The sequence below is a fragment of the Pseudomonas syringae group sp. 26L6 genome, assembly GCF_032587815.1.
GTDB lineage: Bacteria > Pseudomonadota > Gammaproteobacteria > Pseudomonadales > Pseudomonadaceae > Aquipseudomonas > Aquipseudomonas amygdali.
This window is the reverse complement of record NZ_JAWHPJ010000010.1, coordinates 115,813-132,601: the sequence shown is the minus strand read 5'-3', so window position 1 is coordinate 132,601 and position 16,789 is coordinate 115,813. Positions and strand designations below refer to the sequence as shown.

The 16,789-nt window shown below is 54.5% G+C and carries 15 protein-coding genes and 1 pseudogene; 8 read left to right on the top strand and 8 right to left on the bottom strand.

Going from position 1 to position 16,789, the window contains the following annotated elements; translation table 11 throughout:
- The first annotated feature begins 76 nt into the window (after positions 1-76).
- Complete coding sequence (locus tag RYA97_RS04520; RefSeq protein ID WP_316891962.1) at positions 77-247, top strand: DUF6021 family protein; 171 nt, start codon at positions 77-79, stop codon at positions 245-247.
- 52 nt (positions 248-299) lie between these two features.
- On the opposite strand, the gene RYA97_RS04515 is transcribed toward RYA97_RS04520, so the two are convergent.
- The 3 genes from RYA97_RS04515 to RYA97_RS04505 form a co-directional block, all read right to left on the bottom strand.
- Positions 300-668, bottom strand: coding sequence for a c-type cytochrome (locus RYA97_RS04515; protein WP_316891961.1), 369 nt, complete (start codon positions 666-668; stop codon positions 300-302).
- Between the two features lie 66 nt (positions 669-734).
- Complete coding sequence (locus RYA97_RS04510) at positions 735-1,265, bottom strand: hypothetical protein (RefSeq protein WP_316891960.1); 531 nt, start codon at positions 1,263-1,265, stop codon at positions 735-737.
- 261 nt (positions 1,266-1,526) lie between these two features.
- Entirely contained in the window at positions 1,527-2,030 is a 504-nt protein-coding gene (locus RYA97_RS04505) for a cupin domain-containing protein (protein WP_219171198.1), read from the bottom strand.
- A gap of 214 nt (positions 2,031-2,244) precedes the next feature.
- On the opposite strand from RYA97_RS04505, the gene RYA97_RS04500 reads away from it, so the two are divergent.
- The 3 genes from RYA97_RS04500 to RYA97_RS04490 all read left to right on the top strand — a co-directional run bounded on the left by RYA97_RS04500 (position 2,245) and on the right by RYA97_RS04490 (position 6,077).
- Positions 2,245-2,502 (top strand): DUF1652 domain-containing protein, encoded by a 258-nt coding sequence (locus tag RYA97_RS04500; RefSeq protein WP_004661336.1) that lies wholly within the window; start codon positions 2,245-2,247, stop codon positions 2,500-2,502.
- A gap of 528 nt (positions 2,503-3,030) precedes the next feature.
- Positions 3,031-4,695, top strand: coding sequence for a VPA1262 family N-terminal domain-containing protein (locus tag RYA97_RS04495; protein WP_316891959.1), 1,665 nt, complete (start codon positions 3,031-3,033; stop codon positions 4,693-4,695).
- A complete protein-coding gene (locus RYA97_RS04490; RefSeq protein ID WP_316891958.1) occupies positions 4,692-6,077 on the top strand; it encodes a hypothetical protein in 1,386 nt (461 codons plus the stop codon). The genes RYA97_RS04495 and RYA97_RS04490 overlap by 4 nt, the downstream gene beginning before the upstream one ends.
- Before the next feature lie 583 nt (positions 6,078-6,660).
- On the opposite strand, the gene RYA97_RS04485 is transcribed toward RYA97_RS04490, so the two are convergent.
- Positions 6,661-7,365 carry a DUF6602 domain-containing protein gene (locus tag RYA97_RS04485; protein ID WP_316891957.1) on the bottom strand — a complete coding sequence of 235 codons (705 nt, stop codon included), beginning with the start codon at positions 7,363-7,365 and terminating at the stop codon, positions 6,661-6,663.
- Positions 7,366-7,645: 280 nt separating this feature from the next.
- Between RYA97_RS04485 and RYA97_RS04480 the strand changes: the two are divergent.
- The 3 genes and pseudogenes from RYA97_RS04480 to RYA97_RS04470 all read left to right on the top strand — a co-directional run bounded on the left by RYA97_RS04480 (position 7,646) and on the right by RYA97_RS04470 (position 10,917).
- Positions 7,646-9,018: pseudogene (locus tag RYA97_RS04480) on the top strand (transposase).
- Between the two features lie 231 nt (positions 9,019-9,249).
- Entirely contained in the window at positions 9,250-10,293 is a 1,044-nt protein-coding gene (locus RYA97_RS04475) for a HEPN domain-containing protein (protein ID WP_316891956.1), read from the top strand.
- 375 nt (positions 10,294-10,668) lie between these two features.
- On the top strand, positions 10,669-10,917 hold the full coding sequence (locus tag RYA97_RS04470) for a hypothetical protein (protein WP_005783010.1): 249 nt from the start codon (positions 10,669-10,671) through the stop codon (positions 10,915-10,917).
- Positions 10,918-10,951: 34 nt separating this feature from the next.
- On the opposite strand, the gene deoC is transcribed toward RYA97_RS04470, so the two are convergent.
- Positions 10,952-11,632, bottom strand: coding sequence for a deoxyribose-phosphate aldolase (deoC, locus tag RYA97_RS04465; protein WP_003436656.1), 681 nt, complete (start codon positions 11,630-11,632; stop codon positions 10,952-10,954).
- Between the two features lie 102 nt (positions 11,633-11,734).
- Here deoC and deoR point away from each other — a divergent pair, with 102 nt between their 5' ends.
- Positions 11,735-12,505 (top strand): DNA-binding transcriptional repressor DeoR, encoded by a 771-nt coding sequence (gene deoR, locus RYA97_RS04460; RefSeq protein ID WP_057404817.1) that lies wholly within the window; start codon positions 11,735-11,737, stop codon positions 12,503-12,505.
- Between the two features lie 5 nt (positions 12,506-12,510).
- Here the strand turns inward: deoR and RYA97_RS04455 are convergent, their stop codons facing one another.
- From RYA97_RS04455 to rbsK, 3 genes are read right to left on the bottom strand one after another with little or no spacing between them, the layout of a single operon-like run.
- Positions 12,511-13,578, bottom strand: a complete 1,068-nt coding sequence (locus RYA97_RS04455) for an aldose 1-epimerase family protein (protein WP_316891955.1) — start codon at positions 13,576-13,578, stop codon at positions 12,511-12,513.
- Positions 13,575-14,906, bottom strand: a complete 1,332-nt coding sequence (fucP, locus tag RYA97_RS04450) for an L-fucose:H+ symporter permease (protein ID WP_057401569.1) — start codon at positions 14,904-14,906, stop codon at positions 13,575-13,577. The genes RYA97_RS04455 and fucP overlap by 4 nt, the downstream gene beginning before the upstream one ends.
- Positions 14,907-14,935: 29 nt before the next feature.
- Entirely contained in the window at positions 14,936-15,862 is a 927-nt protein-coding gene (gene rbsK, locus RYA97_RS04445; protein ID WP_316891954.1) for a ribokinase, read from the bottom strand.
- Positions 15,863-16,789: the final 927 nt, after the last annotated feature.

Here is a 16,789-nt window from a genome sequence, read left to right as displayed (position 1 = left end):
TCGTCAGACATATCGCACGGCTATGTTGATCCGCTTTCTGACTATCAGGTTCTGAATTTAACCAGTGGAGGCTCACATGACCGGCACCAAGCCAGGCAGCAGCAACGAAGACAAGAATGATCCGGGTTTTGACGAAGAGTCACCGAGAACCCAGGACCCGCAAATCGATCCGAGCGAGCCCGCCAAGACTCCAGCCACTGACAAGGGCAGCAAGGATGATTACCCGCCGTACACCCCGGATAAGTAACTGAGCGACTGCCCTCGGTAAACACCGAGGGCGGTTTATCTACCTGTCCGTATTATTTGTTTGCGTCCAGGTATTCGAGCAGGTCTTCCATTCGCTCATCGTTGCCCATCCACCACAGTTTCATCCGCGTGCCAGGCACGACTTCGCCTGGGTCTTTGATATACGTGCGCAACTCTTCACGCGTCCAGACCAGTCCCGAGTTTTTCATCGCGTCGGTGTAGATGTAGCCTTCCTGTTGCCCTGCCTGACGACCAATAATGCCGTTAAGGGGTGGGCCAAATGCGCTGCGTGCAGAAGGGCCGATCTTGTGACAGCCGGAGCAGAGGCGGGTAAAGACTGCTTTTCCGGCCTCTGCATTACCTGCGCCATAAGCCAGCGGTTGCAGTGCCAGCGCCACTATGAATAAGGCAGTTTTTCTCATCGATATCCCACAGCGCGTGCGGCCGTCTGGTCAAAAGCGACGAATGTTAGCGCAATTATCGGAGGTTCACTTGCTGTCAGGTATCTGGCTCGACAACTCGTCGAAGTCACGCTTGTAACTCGCCATCTCTGCGGCACTGACGAAGCTCTGTTCAAGGACCACTTTCTTCGCGCCGGACTCGATGGTGTCCAGTTGATGAAGGAAGCGCTTCTTCTTTCTCGCCTCCATCCGTGCGCCAGCCTCATCGATAGCCGTGCGTAGCTCAGTTGCTCGCTGGTTTACGAAATCCTGGCCTCGACGATCAACGGTGAGCCCGTCGTTTTCGACATAGCCCTCCAGCCCGGTTTTCTTCAACACCAGCCAAAGCGCCTGATCCGGCGTGAACGTACCCTTGAATTTCTTGACCTTTCTGCTGCTGTCAGCGCCCAGGTCGACCTTCACCGGGCAGCCGGATCGATGCGCCAGTTGCTGCAAGGCCTCGTCCAAACGTTGCGAAGGCATGTCATACGCCACCGGCGTCATCTGACACGCAGCGAACGCGGGAGCAGCCGCCAGACACGCAACGGCGATGAGCAGTTTTTTCAGGGTATTTTTCATGATTGCAGGGTTTCATCCGGGAGGTAGGGCTTGGAAATCGTTTTCTGCATGATGTTCCCTGTCTGCCCGACGCTTGCTTGAGCAGTCGTGTCCCTGATGTCTTTTGACCCATGCCAGACGCTGCATGCTCAAATCGCAGACAAAGAAAAGCCCGCGATGGGGGGTAGCGGGCTTAAGGTCTTGCTGGGAATTGAGTTAACAATAAACCCGCGAACGTGAAAAAAGCGTGAACTGCCGGATACAATTTATGAACAATTGAAATCAGGGCTCGCCTTCCCAGTAATCGAGGTTTTCAGTGGTCCGCTGATTGGCGGTAAACACCCGGGTTCCCTGCACTGAAACCATCGCCTGATACTTCCCCGAGTCGGGGTATTCACAGACCTCCGGTGTTTCCCGGGTGCTGATCGACAGGTACTTCAGCGGGGCCTGCGAGGTGTTGATTATCTGATGAGGGTATTCGGAGCCCGCCGGGATAAACACGATGTCACCCGTCCGGATCGGCAGCATCTCGCCTGCGACACGCAAACTGCCTTCGCCCTCGATGATCACGAACATCTCTTCCTGCGCATGATGAAAGTGATAAGGGCACGAGCGCTTGCCCGGCGCCACGACATCAATCGAGGCCCCGAGCTTTTGTGCCGCCGTGCCTGTGCCCAGGCGGGCTGCCGAGCTTTCATAGAGAGGTTCACGAACTTCATGTGCGAGGGGAGCCTCGTTGAAATTGCGAATCAGACGAGACGCCAGTTCACGTGCGCGTTCATTCATGTCGGTCGAGGCTCGGGGAGTTCAGAAGAGGGTACTTTAGACCAGACAGCGTGATGCGTTGCAGGCAGTTACCTTGATCAGAAAAAACAGTCCCGGGCAGTCGCCACAAAAAGCCCGCCGCGCCGTGTGCAGCAGTTGCGCAGCTCGGAAACCTATTCACCTAAAACTCGTCTACTCTTTACATCACGATCCAGCCCTTTGCAGAGGACGCACCATGTTTTCAAAACCCGATATTCAACGCGTTCTTGAAACGGCCTTTCTGCCGTCAAAGTGCGAGTGCGTTGTCGCGCTGGATGAAACCTTTTCAGTGAAGCTCCTCCACCCCGAGTCGGGTGATATCCAGCTGTATGTAAAGGGGCTGTCCTTGTCCGAGGTAGAAAGCAGCCGCTCCATCGCGCGGCTGGTGCTTTCGCTGAGAGAACAGAGAGATCTGATGGGGTTGATGGATTTGTCCATGAGGCGGTTGGCGTAGGGGGCTGGGGCTCACAATCCATTACTGCGCATCAGGTGCGCCGGAAACAGAGAGACAAGGCTGATGCAGTTTTTCAAACGACAAAAAATACAAAGCTCATGAGTTTTTTTAAATTTTAGGGGTTTGCGCTATCTCAAGTGGTATGCCGATGCCAACGTAACTCCAATTCAAGTGCTCCGCTAGCTTGTGATGCCGATTGGGGAAAGCTACGGAGTCGCAGGCAAAGACGCCCCCCACATATCCCATTTTCTTCACGCTGCCCCTCTCATCACTTAACGATGCACGAACAGGGGCAGGTCGCCCGCGAAAACGGACGCCGAATTTCAGAGCGTTGAAGAGTCCAGGATACGGTCATAGATGGGGTCTCTGAATGATGTCAACTAACACTACCTTAATTCAATAAATCGATTCAGCTTTACGTGCGGGCTGTATTGATTTCTACAGGTTAATGCATCCCTAGCCCATTTGCGGGACTTCCTGTGCTATGAATACCATTCGTTAGTCAAGATATAGGAGCTAGGGTTACCGATGATGCCGAATGACCAACTGATTCCGGACAGCCGCCCTTTCGGATTTATCGAGATGAGACGCGAGCTTGAAGATTTGTTATCGCCGTCACTTATCGGCACATATAACGCTTTCAGCGTGTATGAAATTGTCGGTGTTCCCAGAGGTGGTACGCCGATCAATGTGCTGACCATTGCAGTCGCCGAAGCCATTGGGATTGAGGGAACCGTATTTGAGGAACCCGCAGTTCTTCTGAATACTGACAGAATCAAGCTGAAGGAACTACCTGGCTGGAACTTCTGTGTTTCTCACTGTGTTCGCCCCATCGATAGTGTTCATGTCGCAGTTGAACAATATCAGTCGGAGGGAGCGTGGATGCTTAGCGGAAAGGAGCTTGGCATGGGACAGCTCAAGCCTACTGCACCGGTTTTCGCAGCGGCCAACAGCAGTGACGACGTGCCCATCAACGCGATCCTCAAAAACAACTTCTGGGGTGGATCTCACGTCCTGCGATTGTGCGATCAAAATAAAGAAAGGTTCACAAGGTTCTTTGAAGATCGACAGCTCATTCAGTCCCTATCAAATTATGTACAGCAATACCTTCCGATGCACTTTGCACAATTGGCGGACTTTCTCGGCGATGTGGTAATCCAGATACCGGTATCAGTGGTCGATGTACAGTGGCACGTTGAGTCGGCAAGAGGGCCGGTAACACTGAGTGCTACCTGGCGCCCAGGTATTGAACCACGCCCGCTAGCTGCTACGATTAGAGCCGCACATGACACAACATTAGTTGCTACAGGTTTTGTTTCCGGATTTATTGACTCAGCCGTCATCGACATCGACATTCATGGCCACCCCTTGGAGATGGAGCTGTGGGATCAGCAAACTGGGCGACTATTGTTCGCGAGTGTCCCGACGGGGCATATGCTGAGCGCCGAACTGAGGCCGTTACTCAACGAATCCGAGCCACGTCTGTTCACAACGTCTGCCTCGCTAAACAAACCTGAACGCGCTGCGAGAGTCGCCGTGATACATCACCTACCCCCGATGCGAGTGGGTGTTAAATCATACGATGTCAGTCGAGAGTGGCGAGCGCGCCGAACCCAACTAGAGGAAGCTAATCGTCTCGCTGAAAGTCGAGACTTTGTCCAGTATTACGGTGGTGAGCGCGCTCCATCGGACCGTGACCGTGCGATGGACGATCTCCGTCTGCTGATTACTCGACATGGTGCCGCTGGGGTGGACCTCTGGGATCCTTACTTATCTGCCGCTGATCTCCTTGAAACTCTATTTTGGGCACCGAGTTCGCAGGCTCCGCTGCGTGCCATTACCAATGGCAGCGAGGCGAAAGAACAACAGCTTGTTAGTGACTACAAGGACATGGCCTATGTGCAGCAACAGCAAGCCGTGTTGGACAAGCATGCAGGAAATCGCTTTGGGCTCAACTTGCAATACAAAATCCGCAGCGGGCCCCAAGGCTGGTCATTCCATGATCGGTTCGTGATATTCCCTAATCACCCCAGTGGCCCATTGGCTTGGTCATTAGGGACATCCATCAACAGTCTCGGTACGGCACACCACGTTCTCCAGAAGGTATCTAACGCAGCGATGATAGCTAGGAGCTTTCAAGATCTATGGACAGCGCTGGACCAAAATGAGCATACGATTTGGAGCAGCACATGAAGATCTCCTTCGTTGACATGATTTCTCTAGCCCAGCCTGCTGCGTCACTGATGCCCAACTTAGAGTGCTATCTCGGCACCGCGAGCGATTTCAGTCAGGAAGTTCTGGAACACATATCTGTGATGGTAAGAAAGGACTTGTCGGGCTCTCTACAATTACTTGAAGAGGTGAGCGGATCAACAGAACATCAGCAGACCCTTGCAGAGAGATTCTCATGGCTATTAGATGAATACGCTCTTTTGAACAGTGTCGATGGTACTACATCGCGGATACGTATGAATGCATTTCTCGCTTCTTGCATGGCTTGGTCGAGTTGCGTAGATGTCTGGCACGGATTGATAGAGTGGGAGCCAGCAACCGAAGAATTCAAGAAAGCACTGGCACACGAGATTCGGTCGCGAAAAGTCTATTTCAGCATCCCCGAGGACACGCCGGTATGGGAGCGCGAGATGTACGAGCGGCTCATAAAAGCAGACAGCGAGGAAAACTGGACTGATTTGTTGAGGGATACAGGAAGATTTATGGTCCCCAAGGTAGACATGGCTTTCGCGCAAGCTATCAGCGGATTAGTGGTAATTGCACCTGATGTGCTCGCTAGGGTTGTCGCGCTCACCGAAACATGGCTGGGAACGGCCATAATCCTGAATCAGATAAAGGGCACAGAGGCATTCTTCATAGCTGCGCTATCCGGAACTAGTCGCGCCATTTTTACCGCACTAGCTTCAGTGGATAACGTATCCCTTATCACTGATGAGGCTGTCGCCGCGCTTTTGACTAAAGCTGCGGACGACTTGAACGTTTGGAGCGCAATTCTTCATGCCTTTAATAAGTACCCCGTCCGCTACCCTTGGCTTCAAAGAGGTTTAGGGCGTGTTTTAGCTTTAGTTAGCACTGAGCATCTAAAACGGTACGTTGATACGCTGGGTATCACCCATTCGCCGGATTGTGGCGAAGTAATAACAGTCTGCCTGGAGACTTTGCAAGCAAATGCTTCTCCTGAAATTCGAGTTATGTGCTGGCATTTTGCCTATGAGCGATGGGAGCAGTGGCAAGCTGGACTAACCAACGATAATCCCGGACTAGGAAGGCAAACGTCTATTGTTGATTATGCGGTCATCGGATGGCTGGTGGAGGGGTGTCACGATAAGCAGCTAGGGGAGTGGTTGGAGCAGATGAATCTCGAGCTTCAGCGATTGCAGCAGCGATGGTTTTCTTCCAAAGGAGAGTTCGACATCGCACTGGATAAACTGCGTCTGAGGTATCGCCTGTATCATGCAGCCCTTCGAGGAAGGCACAGTGGCTCGTGGTCAGCGGAGTTGTCAACCGAAATACCTGATGCGATCTCTTCGCCTTATTGGCAGAGCAGATGGGGAGAAAATTAACCTCACAGCTACTGAGGCGCGCATGGCTGTAATTGGATCGCTGCAGCTGCGCTGGCTAGTGGTCGCAAGCTGTCCTACATGTGTGGCAGCTTTGTGTCGAAAAACCGCGGTTGATATACTGGCGGTTATCCGACATGGGGATTGAGTTCTATGAGGCGTCGCAAAAGCGCCGGTTCAAAGGATTGCCCACATGATCGACATCCTGTTGCAGCCATCTGGATGCCACGGCCAGGGCAACACCACTTAGCAGACGCCCGAACCGCAGGTCCCCCGCCTATCGTCTCGCAGTGGCTATAACGAAGACGAAAGACTTTGCTCACAGGTTCGCTGAGCAAGGCTCCTGACGAAGAACACAGCATCGCGCGATCGTCGGCATGCAGTAACGGCAATGCATTTGCACGCGATCTCCGGTCTGACCTGAATGCATCCTATTCCATACGTTTGGCAGAAGCATCCAAGCGATGCTTCCCAGCAGAGAGCCAGCTCTAGGCCAAAAGCGGGCGTAGTTGCGTATGAGTATTATGTCAGCGAAAATCTGGAAAAATATCTATAACGTCAATCGGTAACGCGGTAAAGCTAATGATCAAGACATATATGCCTCCCAATTCACACCGCGCATTACTAATCGACCAGTTACTTTTGAAAGTAACGTAAGTAAGCGGGCTAGACCGACTCCCGCTTCGTTGAACTGAAGGTAAGATTCGGAACCGCTCTTATCAAATAGTACTCCATCGTTCTTGATAAGAATTCCTTTAGTAAGATCAAAATAGACATCTGGCTGGCCGGTAGTGGACAGTCCTACTAGTTTGCGCTTAATGGCATCCAAACTTGAGCCTCCATAGGTGAGAACAACGTTTAAGATTCTTGAAGATGGCCAGTCTAGATTGCCTAACTCAAAACCCTCTAGAGTGCTTGGTACTAGTGTGTTAACACTTTCAATGTTGTGCGCAATAGCGTCGAGAATTGATGGCGTAATTTGGGTTTTAATTTCGAAAGTTGCTACGGTTCCTTCCTGGAATATAAGATCATGCCCGCTGGCAAATGGTAATCTTGGCATGGATCGCAACATCAGAACAATGTCTTGTTGTTTTGAGCGCTTTCCACTCGAGTCAATAATCATCCCACTTACAATGCTGGTCATTTCTGGTAGGTGCGCAATAAGAAAATCTTGGATAAGACGCTCGCGAGCCGACCCCGCAGTGGCCGAGTGACCTAGCACGTTGCTCATTTCATATTGAGCATTTAATGCTTTAACAGCTCCTTGGCAGTACTCGACTAACGGTTTCATTGGCAGCTCTTTTTTTTGGATTACTTGACCCTAGATTCTGGCGAAGATTAGGAGTAACTTCAACTGGCAGAAAACCGCCAACCCCCGCCGTCTGCCATTGGCCTTTGCTATCCTTCACCGACGACCATTACAGGTCGATAGTCGCCTCTCGCCCCAGGCAACTCTTGACCCAAAGCTGCCGCTCACGAAAGGCGAAAAACGGCCGATTCTGTTGAAAAAATAGATCTCCTGCCTGGCCCGCGGCAAAATCAGGCCATCTGCCAGCGGGAGGATTCGCAGCATGATGGGACAATTGTCGAGCGGACAAAAAGACTGTTTTACTCGCTCAATATTGAAGATCAAATCCCGGCCAATCACCTCCTGTGTATCAGTGATCGATGCCTCGATCTAAGCGATCTGCGCCATTATCTCGCCGATTTTTATAGCCCAATCGGGCGCCCATCGATTGATCCCGAACTGATGAATCGCCTGTTGGTGGTGGGCTACTGCTACGGTATTCGCTCCGAACGTCGGTTGTGCGAAGAGGCTCATTTGAACCTGGCGTATCGCTGGTTCTGCCGCTTAAGCCTCGAAGACGAAGTCCCCAATCACTCTACGTTTTCCAAGAATCGGCATGGTCGCTTTCGTGACAGCTCGCTGTTTCGCTGGCTGTTCAACGAGGTGCTGCGTCGCTGCATGGACGCAGGTCTGGTCAAGGGCGAAGGGTTTGCGGTCGACGCCAGCGTCATCAAGGCAGATGCCAGTCGGCAACGTGGCGTACCTGGCGATGATGAAATCAACTGGCGCGATCCGGCGCTGAGTACTCGCGCCGTGCGTGAGTACCTTGAAGCGCTGGATGAAGAAGCATTAGGCGAAGCACTGCCTAAGCGCCTGTCAGTGACTGATCCACTTTCTCGTTGGACCGCAGCGCCAGGAGGCCCGGCGTTTTTCGCCTACTCGACGAACTATCTGATTGATGTCGAGCATGGCGTGATCATGGATGTGGAACCGACCCCAGCGCATCGAACCGCCGAGGTCGAGAGCACCAAGACCATGATCGAGCGGGTCGAAGAACAGTTCGACATCAAGCCGGATCGGCTCATCGGCGATACCGCTTACGGAACCGCACCGATGCTGGCCTGGATGGTGAACGAAAAAGACATCGAGCCGCATGTGCCGGTTTGGGACAAAACCGAGCGTAAGAACGAGAGTCTCTCGATCAGTGATTTTCAAGGGAATGAAGAAGCGCAGGAATATCGTTGCCCCACGGGGCACGCCCTGCGCAGCAAGTGGCGGGCCTTCAAGAACCAGCGCTCACATGTCACTAAAGCCGACACCATCATCTTTCGATCCAGGCAAACAGACTTCTCTAAATGCTCAATGAAAGAGCGCTGCTGCCCAAACACCTCGTTCCGAAAAATCGCCCGTAGCGTCCATGAGGCGGCACGCAATGTTGCTCGGCGAATTGCCGCAACACCGCAATACGTGTGCTCTCGCCATGAGCGCAAAAAGGTCGAAATGTTGTTCGCTCATCTCAAACGAATCCTGAAACTGGATCGATTAATGCTACGAGGAATGACCGGTGCGAACGACGAGTTCACCTTGGCGGCTGCGGTACAGAATCTAAGACGACTGGCGAAACTGACCTCTCAAGAGCCACCGACTACGGGATAGGTGCGCCCGGAGCCAGCAAAAACCCTCAAATTAACCTATTAACCAAGCTGCAACGGTCAACGCAGAACTGGAAAGCCACGCAACGTGGTGACCAGGTTCTGAAACGAAGGCCAACGTCGCCTTCTTCCAGCCTGAAATTCCGACTTTTTCAACAGAATCGGCCGATAACCGCCTCTCGTAGTGTCTGATATCTTCTAAATTATGACTTGCGATATGGGGGGGAGCGTAGTGATGTCATTAGTGACGGTTCGCAGCAGCGGATGGGGGCGACTGGATGAGCATGAGCAGCGGGAGGAGGTTAAGTCTGGAGATATGAAATTATTTAGGCAAGCCATCAGCGTGATTGGGCCTTGGTACTATATGCATGGCGACGTAAAAGTTAAAGTCGAGTGCGACTTTTTCCCTTTTTTCGAGGTGTACAAAACCAATACGGAATCGCTCAATGTTGTGGGGCTAAGTCGTAATTTATCAATAGAACAAATCGAATCTGCTTTGTTTCCAGAATTGGAGTTTGTGGTAAAGGTAACTTTGGAGGGTGGTGAGAATCTCGGTCGGCAACAATGGTATGTCGGCTATTTTGTTGAGCAGTTTCTATATGATGTTTTTTTTGTCCTAAATATTGCCCGTCCAGGTGTGTGCGATTTTCTTGGTGTACGTATCGATGCAGGAAGAGGGTCAGTTACTGAGTTGCGACTTTCAGCAGATTGTTTTGAATCAGGCTTTAGAAGTTTTCTGGCAGGGGACTCACTGTTCGCTCCTCGAATATTACCTCTATCATCGGTTTTTTATTGGTACAAGAAACTTAATGTGGGGGGCAGGCAAAGAGCCGAGTCTGGCGTAGAGAAAGCAATTTTTTCAGTTTTGCATATTTGCTGCGGGACAGATGTCGATGTAGTTTGGATTATTTGGGCCTTTCATGCGTTAGAGGCCATTTATGGTACAAAAGTAGGAGAAGGGTTTACTAATCTAGTTGAGCGGATCTCAACACTCTTAAAGCTAGATACTCATGGCAAAGGAATATTGAAGAAACGCTTGCGTGAAATGTACGACTACCGAAGTTCTTTTGTGCACGGCGGGTACAGAGTGCACCACCCTATGAAAAATGAAATCATGGATCAAAGATTAAACGAGGATTTCAGCAAGCTTCTTGATGTATCGCAATTCGGCTTCAATTTAGTTGTTTTGTCACTGCAAGTCTTAGTGGAGAATGGTTGGTACGGACTCAAAATTAAAGAGGAAATTTCTGGCGTGTTGCCAGATGATTTTTCCGTGTAGAGGGTCTTGATTTCCAATTTTACAGCATGAATAGCCCCCAATTTGGTAGGCATTCCGTTAGGTCCGCTTTTGACCGATTGCTGCATGTCGCGAGGGGCCACAAACGATCCAAAGCTGACATTGCTTGTAGCTGAAGTTGATCGGCCATGAGTCAGTATCGCAGTCATGGAATTAAGATGGTCTTCCGGCTGATTGCTTTCTCGGTTTACAGCCTCCCTGAAGCCTCCCGGCGCAAGATAAATATGCAAATACCCGGAGTGTCGGGAGCCTGGTGCAAAGCCGAAATGACAGATCGTTCCCATCCCGCTCAAAACCGACTGAACTGTGAAGCCCCCACGGGGACTGAACCTAACATCCCTTTAAGGAGCCAGCCCCATGAACAGCGATCAACTCAATCAACACGACGCCGAGCGCCTACACCAACGAGTGGCGTCCGAACTGGGCATTACTGCCGAAGAGCTGACCACCTGGATGATCAACGATATCGAGCGCGTGACCGAGGGCGGCAAGGACGTCGGGCACATGGTGGTGTTCCGTGAGTCGACCCCTGCGCAGGTTCTCGACAAGGTTCAGCACAAGCAAAGCCATTTCACGGCTATGACCGGCGTGATCGATCTGAGCTAAGTGCAGCGGGCTTTGATGTTCAAAGCCCGCGGACTCAATAGCCTGCCCCCGTACCCGCGCCTGTCACGATCGCAATCCCGGAACTGGTGCCCAGGCGTGTTGCGCCGGCTTCGATCATCGCTCTGGCCGTGGCCACGTCACGTACTCCGCCAGACGCCTTGACGCCGATGTCGGGGCCTACTACGCGGCGCATCAGTGCCACATCCTCAAGCGTTGCGCCACTGCGGCTGAAGCCTGTGGAGGTTTTAACGAATGCCACGCCCAGCTCGCGGCAGATCTCGCAGGCGCGGACCTTTTGCGCCTCATCGAGCAGGCAGGTTTCCAGGATCACCTTGAGAGGCACCTTGCCACAGGCCTGTAGCACCGCGGCGATATCATCGCGGACCTCATCGAACAGGCCGTCCTTGAGCCAGCCGATGTTCAGCACCATGTCGATTTCCTGCGCTCCAGCGGCGATCGTCAGGGCTGCTTCCGACGCCTTGCTGGCACTCAGCCCGGCGCCCAGCGGAAAGCCCACCACCGCGCAGACCTTTACGGCAGACCCGGCCAGTTGTCGAGCGGCAAAAGGCACTTGGCTGGAGTTCACGCACACCGAGTAGAAGCCGTGTTCCCGGGCTTCGGCGCAAAGTGTGGCAATCTGCTCTCGGCTGGCATCCGCGGCCAGCAAGGTGTGGTCGATGGCCTGGGCCAGTGCAGCGGGTTCGAGTGAATTCATCAAAGGATTCCTGTCATCATTAAAAACACTTGGGTGGATACCCGTAAGTTATAAAATTAACACTTGGTGTTACTCTAGCGACACCAACAACGGATTGCCGGGATGCCCGTGGACGTCAAGAAAACCGACCGCATCAAACAGATTCAACAGGCCCTCCAGGATCAGAAAGCCATCCATCTGCGGGAGATGGCGGCGCTGCTCGATGTGTCCGAAATGACCTTGCGTCGCGACCTCAGCCGACACCCCGGGCAGTTACGGCTGTTGGGCGGCTACATCACCCGTGCCCACGATGATCCTGAACCGGGGGATTACCGGGTCAGCGAGCAGGGCACCCGCCATGTCGAGGAGAAGCGCCGCATCGGCAAGCTGGCCGCTGCTTTCATCAGTCCTGGCGACACGGTTTTTTTCGACTGTGGCACGACGATCCCTTTCGTAGTCGACTTCATCCCCGACGAGCTGGAGTTCACCGCGGTGTGCAACTCGCTCAACGTGCTGCTCAAGCTGCAGCAGAAACCCAACTGCAGCATCGTCCTGTGCGGCGGTGTATTCCACCGCAAGAACCAGGTGTTCGAGAGCCATGCCGAAACCAGCATCCTCGATGGTGTGCGCCTGACCTGGGCTTTTGTCTCGGCGGCCGGGGTCAGCCTGGACTGCGGCGTCACCTGCTTCAATTTTCACGAGGTGGAGGTCAAGCAGAAGGTCATGCGCCAGGCCCGGCAAAGCCTGCTGCTGGCTGATAATTCCAAATTCGACGCCGTTCGCACTGCACACTTCGGTGCCTTGAGCGATTTCCATTGCGTGGTCAGCGACAAGAAAATCCCGCGTAGCTACCGCGAGGCCATCGAGGCTGGCGGGGCGCAGCTTGTAATCTAGAGACATCACGGTTGCAGCGCCCGGCGTTCGGCTGCGCTCAGGTAACCTGTGGTCACGCTGAACTCGGCGCTGGCACCGGGCGCAAGGCTGCGCACGTTGCCTTTGGCGAGTTCAGCGCGGTAGCCCTCCGGTTCGCAGGTGGCGGGCAGGACGAAGGCCGCCACCTGCTGATCGGTGTTATGCAGGATCCAGCGCGCGGCATGTTCAAATTGTCGGGGGGTGTAGTGGGTGTAGAACGCCGCGCCGTCGGGATGATCAAGGAAGAAGTGTGCCTGTCCTTGGGCGTCGCTGCGCACATCGTCGAAAAAGCAGACGATCTCCGGGTCATACAGCGCGGGCGAGTCGAGCACCTTGAGGCGAGTCGGGTCTTGGCTGAGTTCGGCGATGTAGGCGCTCCAGGCCGGCGTCGGCCGCACATGGGCCGGCACGCTGGTGCGCACCCGTGTGCGCTCGCAGCCCAGCGGCTGGGTGAGGAGGGCGTCTTCGACGTAGGCGTAGTTCATGTGCGCCATGTACATCAGGTCCATGGCCTTGCCGGCCAGATTGACCACCTGCATGTCGATCTCGAACAGCCCGCTGGCCGGGCGCAGGGTCACGCTCGGGCTGGCTCGGTAATGGTCGCCAAAGCCCTGCACGTATTCACAGGTGCCGCCGAGGCGCAGATAAGCGCCGTGCTCGTCTTCGCCTGCTTGCAGCCAGGCATCGTCCATCGGTGCGCAGGGCATTTCGCCGTGCAGCGCATGATCATCCTCGGGCCCCGGGCAACCGTTGCGCAACAGGCCGCTGTGAAACATGAAGCAGCCGTAAGTGCCGATCACGCTGGCACTGGGCCGCGGCTGGGTGAACATATTAAGCATGGTCAAATCAACGCCGTCGAATTCGGCCGACCAGATCATTTGCCCCTGCCAGGGCAGGATTACCAGCTTGCCGCGGCTGTTTTCCAGAGACAGCGCCTTGACGCCGCTGGGGTAGGTCCAGGCACGCACGCTGAAATTCGCTGACTCGAGCAGCAGCCTGCTGGTCTGGTCCCAGAGCTGTGGGTAGAGCGGCAGGCGCAACGTTTCGCTAATCATTGTGCCACCGCCGTGGCCGAGCCACCCAGCACCGGTTGCGGCTGACGCATGCAGTGCACTGCGTACATCACGATGACCACGAAGCACAGCAGCGGCACGCTATAGGCAATCTGCATGTTGCCGCCATTGGCATCGCTGAGCAGGCCCTGGAAGATCGGCATCACGCCACCGCCGACGATGCTCATCACCAGCAACGAGCCGCCGACACCGGTGTCCTCGCCGAGCCCGTCGATGGTCAGACCATAGATGGTCGGCCAGCAAGGCCCGAGAAACACACTGACCCCCACGGCGGCATACACTGCGGTGATGTTCGGCACCAGAATGGTGTAGGCCAGTAGCACGATGCACAGCACGCCATACACCGCGAGAACTTTGGCCGGGTGCATTTTGCGCATCAGCAGGTTGGCGATCATCTTGCCGATAAAATAGGCGGCAAAGGTGGTCAGCAGGAACCACGAGGCACTGCGCTCGTTCATGCCGCCCATTTGCATGGCCAGGCGAATAGTGAAGCTCCACACCCCGACCTGCGCGCCGACGTAGAGGAACTGCGCCAGTACACCGAAGCAGAAGCGCGGATTGCGTCGCAGACGGCCAAGGCTCTGGCCGATGCTGGTCCGCGGTTCGCTGACTGTGCTGTTGCCCTTGCACGCGGGGAAGCGGGTGATGGCGATCAGAATGAACATCAATATGAGTACCGCGATCATCCATTTGTACGGCAGCAGGGTCGACTGGATCATCTGCAATTGCTGCGCCGCTGCCTCACTGGCGCTCATCTGGGCCAGCTGTTCGCTGGTGGCGTCGGTGTCCTTGAACATCACGAAGCTGCCGACGTACACCCCGGTCATGGCACCGAACGGGTGGAAGGTCTGCGAGATGTTCAGGCGCCGTGTGCCGGTTTCCCGTGGCCCCATCAGTGTCGAATAGGTGTTGCACGCGGTCTCGAGAAACGACAGGCCGGCGGCGATGACGAACAGCGCCATCAGGAACATGCCGTACTTGGCGGTCGACGCCGCCGGAAAGAACAGGGCGCAGCCGAACAGGTACAGCATCAGGCCGATGAGGATGGTGGTCTTGTAGCTGAAGCGGCGCACCACCAGTGCCGCCGGAATGGCGACGAAAAAGTAGCCCAGGTAGAACGCCGACTGGACGAAAGCGGTCTGGAAGTCGCTGAGCATGAAGGCTTTCTTAAAGTGCGCGATCAGCACGTCGTTCATGCTCGCGGCCGCCGCCCAAAGGGCGAAGATGCTACAGAGCAGGAGGAAGGCGAACCACGGCGTGCGGTTCAGGTAGAACCCGTCCGGGGTTTGTTGCAGCGCAGGCTTATTCATTATTGTTCTCCGCGAGATGCTGGTGAGTGTCAGTTGGCCGATGCATCGAGGAATCGCGCAAACGTGGACGCATCGGGGTAAGAAGATTGCGTGCCGAGGCCGGTGACCGAGCAGGCGGAGTAGGCCACCGCCTGCTGCATGGCCTGGCGAATATTGCCGTCCTGGCTCCAGTGTCGGGCGAAACAGCCAATGAAAGCGTCACCGGCACCGGTGGTGTCACGCGCCTGAACCTTGACCCCTGGCACCTGCCATTCGCCTTCGTTGCCGACGTACAACGCCCCTTGTTCGCCCAGGGTGACGATGACGTGGCGCACGCCAAGCGCGACCAATTGGCGTGCAGCCTGAGCCGCTTCCTCGGCGCACGTGACCGGCTGGCCGCTGATCAGTGCCAGCTCGCTTTCGTTGGGGATCAGGAAATCCAGCTGCGCCAAGTGCTCGCGGCTCAGGCCGGCCAAGGCTGGGGCGGGGTTGAGCAGTACCGGGATGGCATGCCGGTGAGCGAAGGCGATGGCGTGGTAAACGGTCGCCAGCTCGACTTCCAGTTGCAGCACAATCAAAGCGCAATCGCGCAGCTGCGCCTCGGCACGGTCGATATCGGCCGGGCTCAGGTGGGCATTGGCGCCTTTGACGATGAGGATGCTGTTGTGGGAGTTCTCCTGAACGAAGATCGGCGCCACGCCGCTCGACACGCCCGGCACCCGTTCGACAAAGCGCGTATCAATGCCCAACCGTTGAAAATTGGCCAGGGTGGTATCGGCAAAAGCATCGTCGCCGACCTTGCTGAGCATCAGTACGTCGGCACCCAACAGCGCCGCAGCGGCGGCCTGGTTGGCGCCCTTGCCACCGCAGCCCATGGCAAAGCGCGGTGCTTCGAGCGTTTCGCCTTGGGCTGGCATGCGTTCGATGTAAGTGATCAGGTCGACCATGTTGCTGCCGATGACTGCAATCTTGCTCATTGTTATTTTGACCTCACCAGCGCCGACGGAAGCATCGGCGGCCTTTATTTATGTTATTTAAATAACATTTTTTGTGATAATTCAATCTTTATTTTTTGATGTGAACGTGCGCTATCAAAACGCCTGCTGGGCGTTTCGGTGGCCGTTCCGGATCGGAGAAAGGGGGTGTGCCGCGTGTGAGGCCTGCTGCTAAGCAATCGATCCCACGACCATTTTTTCAGGCCCAGAAACCACTAAACCCCTGAAATTCTTAAACGAATTCAGGGGTTTTGTGTGTTTCAAGTATGGCGGTGAAGCAGGGATTCGAACCTGCCCGATATAGACCTCGGAAGGAAAAGGGTGTCTAAATTAGTGCAACTTGGATGTTTTAGTCGGTTGCACCTGACCGCTTTTTAAGTCGTCAACAATTTCTTGGACACATCTGACCGACAGCTTTTGGTCGACTCTTTTGAACATGTCGTTTTTCTTCGAAATCGTCAGTAGGTTGGCCAGGAAAATTTTGCAGTGCACGTCACGTTTTCATATCACTGCTTTTCGCGCAAATACAGCGCGGAGAAACATCCTGCCGGCGAACCGATTATTGATCCGACCAGCCAGCGACCACGCACATTCTGTCCGATCCGTTATCGGCTGCCCAAGCAGCTGCCAGTATTGATCCTTGGTCTGATTCACCGAAGTGCAAAGTGAGCCAGACCAAGGCGCTACGAAATTGGGCATACACCCTGCAATTCAACGATCCATCGGGGCCGTAGTACGTCATCTTCTAGATCCGCAAAGCGGTGCAGCCAAGACGGCAGAAACAGGATCTGACAATCAGAAAAGCTTGTGGACGCGATTTCTGACGGCAATCTAGTACTTTTCAGAAAAACCCTAGGAAAAACCGGAGAGGCGACAAATATTCTGACACCGGGACGCGTGTGCTGCCTG

Bases quoted from the DNA above. Each gene is read 5' to 3' on its own strand.
- RYA97_RS04520 (WP_316891962.1), top strand. From the start codon at position 77: ATGACCGGCACCAAGCCAGGCAGCAGCAACGAAGACAAGAATGATCCG.
- RYA97_RS04515 (WP_316891961.1), bottom strand. From the start codon at position 668: ATGAGAAAAACTGCCTTATTCATAGTGGCGCTGGCACTGCAACCGCTG.
- RYA97_RS04510 (WP_316891960.1), bottom strand. From the start codon at position 1,265: ATGAAAAATACCCTGAAAAAACTGCTCATCGCCGTTGCGTGTCTGGCG.
- RYA97_RS04505 (WP_219171198.1), bottom strand. From the start codon at position 2,030: ATGAATGAACGCGCACGTGAACTGGCGTCTCGTCTGATTCGCAATTTC.
- RYA97_RS04500 (WP_004661336.1), top strand. From the start codon at position 2,245: ATGTTTTCAAAACCCGATATTCAACGCGTTCTTGAAACGGCCTTTCTG.
- RYA97_RS04495 (WP_316891959.1), top strand. From the start codon at position 3,031: ATGATGCCGAATGACCAACTGATTCCGGACAGCCGCCCTTTCGGATTT.
- RYA97_RS04490 (WP_316891958.1), top strand. From the start codon at position 4,692: ATGAAGATCTCCTTCGTTGACATGATTTCTCTAGCCCAGCCTGCTGCG.
- RYA97_RS04485 (WP_316891957.1), bottom strand. From the start codon at position 7,365: ATGAAACCGTTAGTCGAGTACTGCCAAGGAGCTGTTAAAGCATTAAAT.
- RYA97_RS04475 (WP_316891956.1), top strand. From the start codon at position 9,250: ATGTCATTAGTGACGGTTCGCAGCAGCGGATGGGGGCGACTGGATGAG.
- RYA97_RS04470 (WP_005783010.1), top strand. From the start codon at position 10,669: ATGAACAGCGATCAACTCAATCAACACGACGCCGAGCGCCTACACCAA.
- deoC (WP_003436656.1), bottom strand. From the start codon at position 11,632: ATGAATTCACTCGAACCCGCTGCACTGGCCCAGGCCATCGACCACACC.
- deoR (WP_057404817.1), top strand. From the start codon at position 11,735: ATGCCCGTGGACGTCAAGAAAACCGACCGCATCAAACAGATTCAACAG.
- RYA97_RS04455 (WP_316891955.1), bottom strand. From the start codon at position 13,578: ATGATTAGCGAAACGTTGCGCCTGCCGCTCTACCCACAGCTCTGGGAC.
- fucP (WP_057401569.1), bottom strand. From the start codon at position 14,906: ATGAATAAGCCTGCGCTGCAACAAACCCCGGACGGGTTCTACCTGAAC.
- rbsK (WP_316891954.1), bottom strand. From the start codon at position 15,862: ATGAGCAAGATTGCAGTCATCGGCAGCAACATGGTCGACCTGATCACT.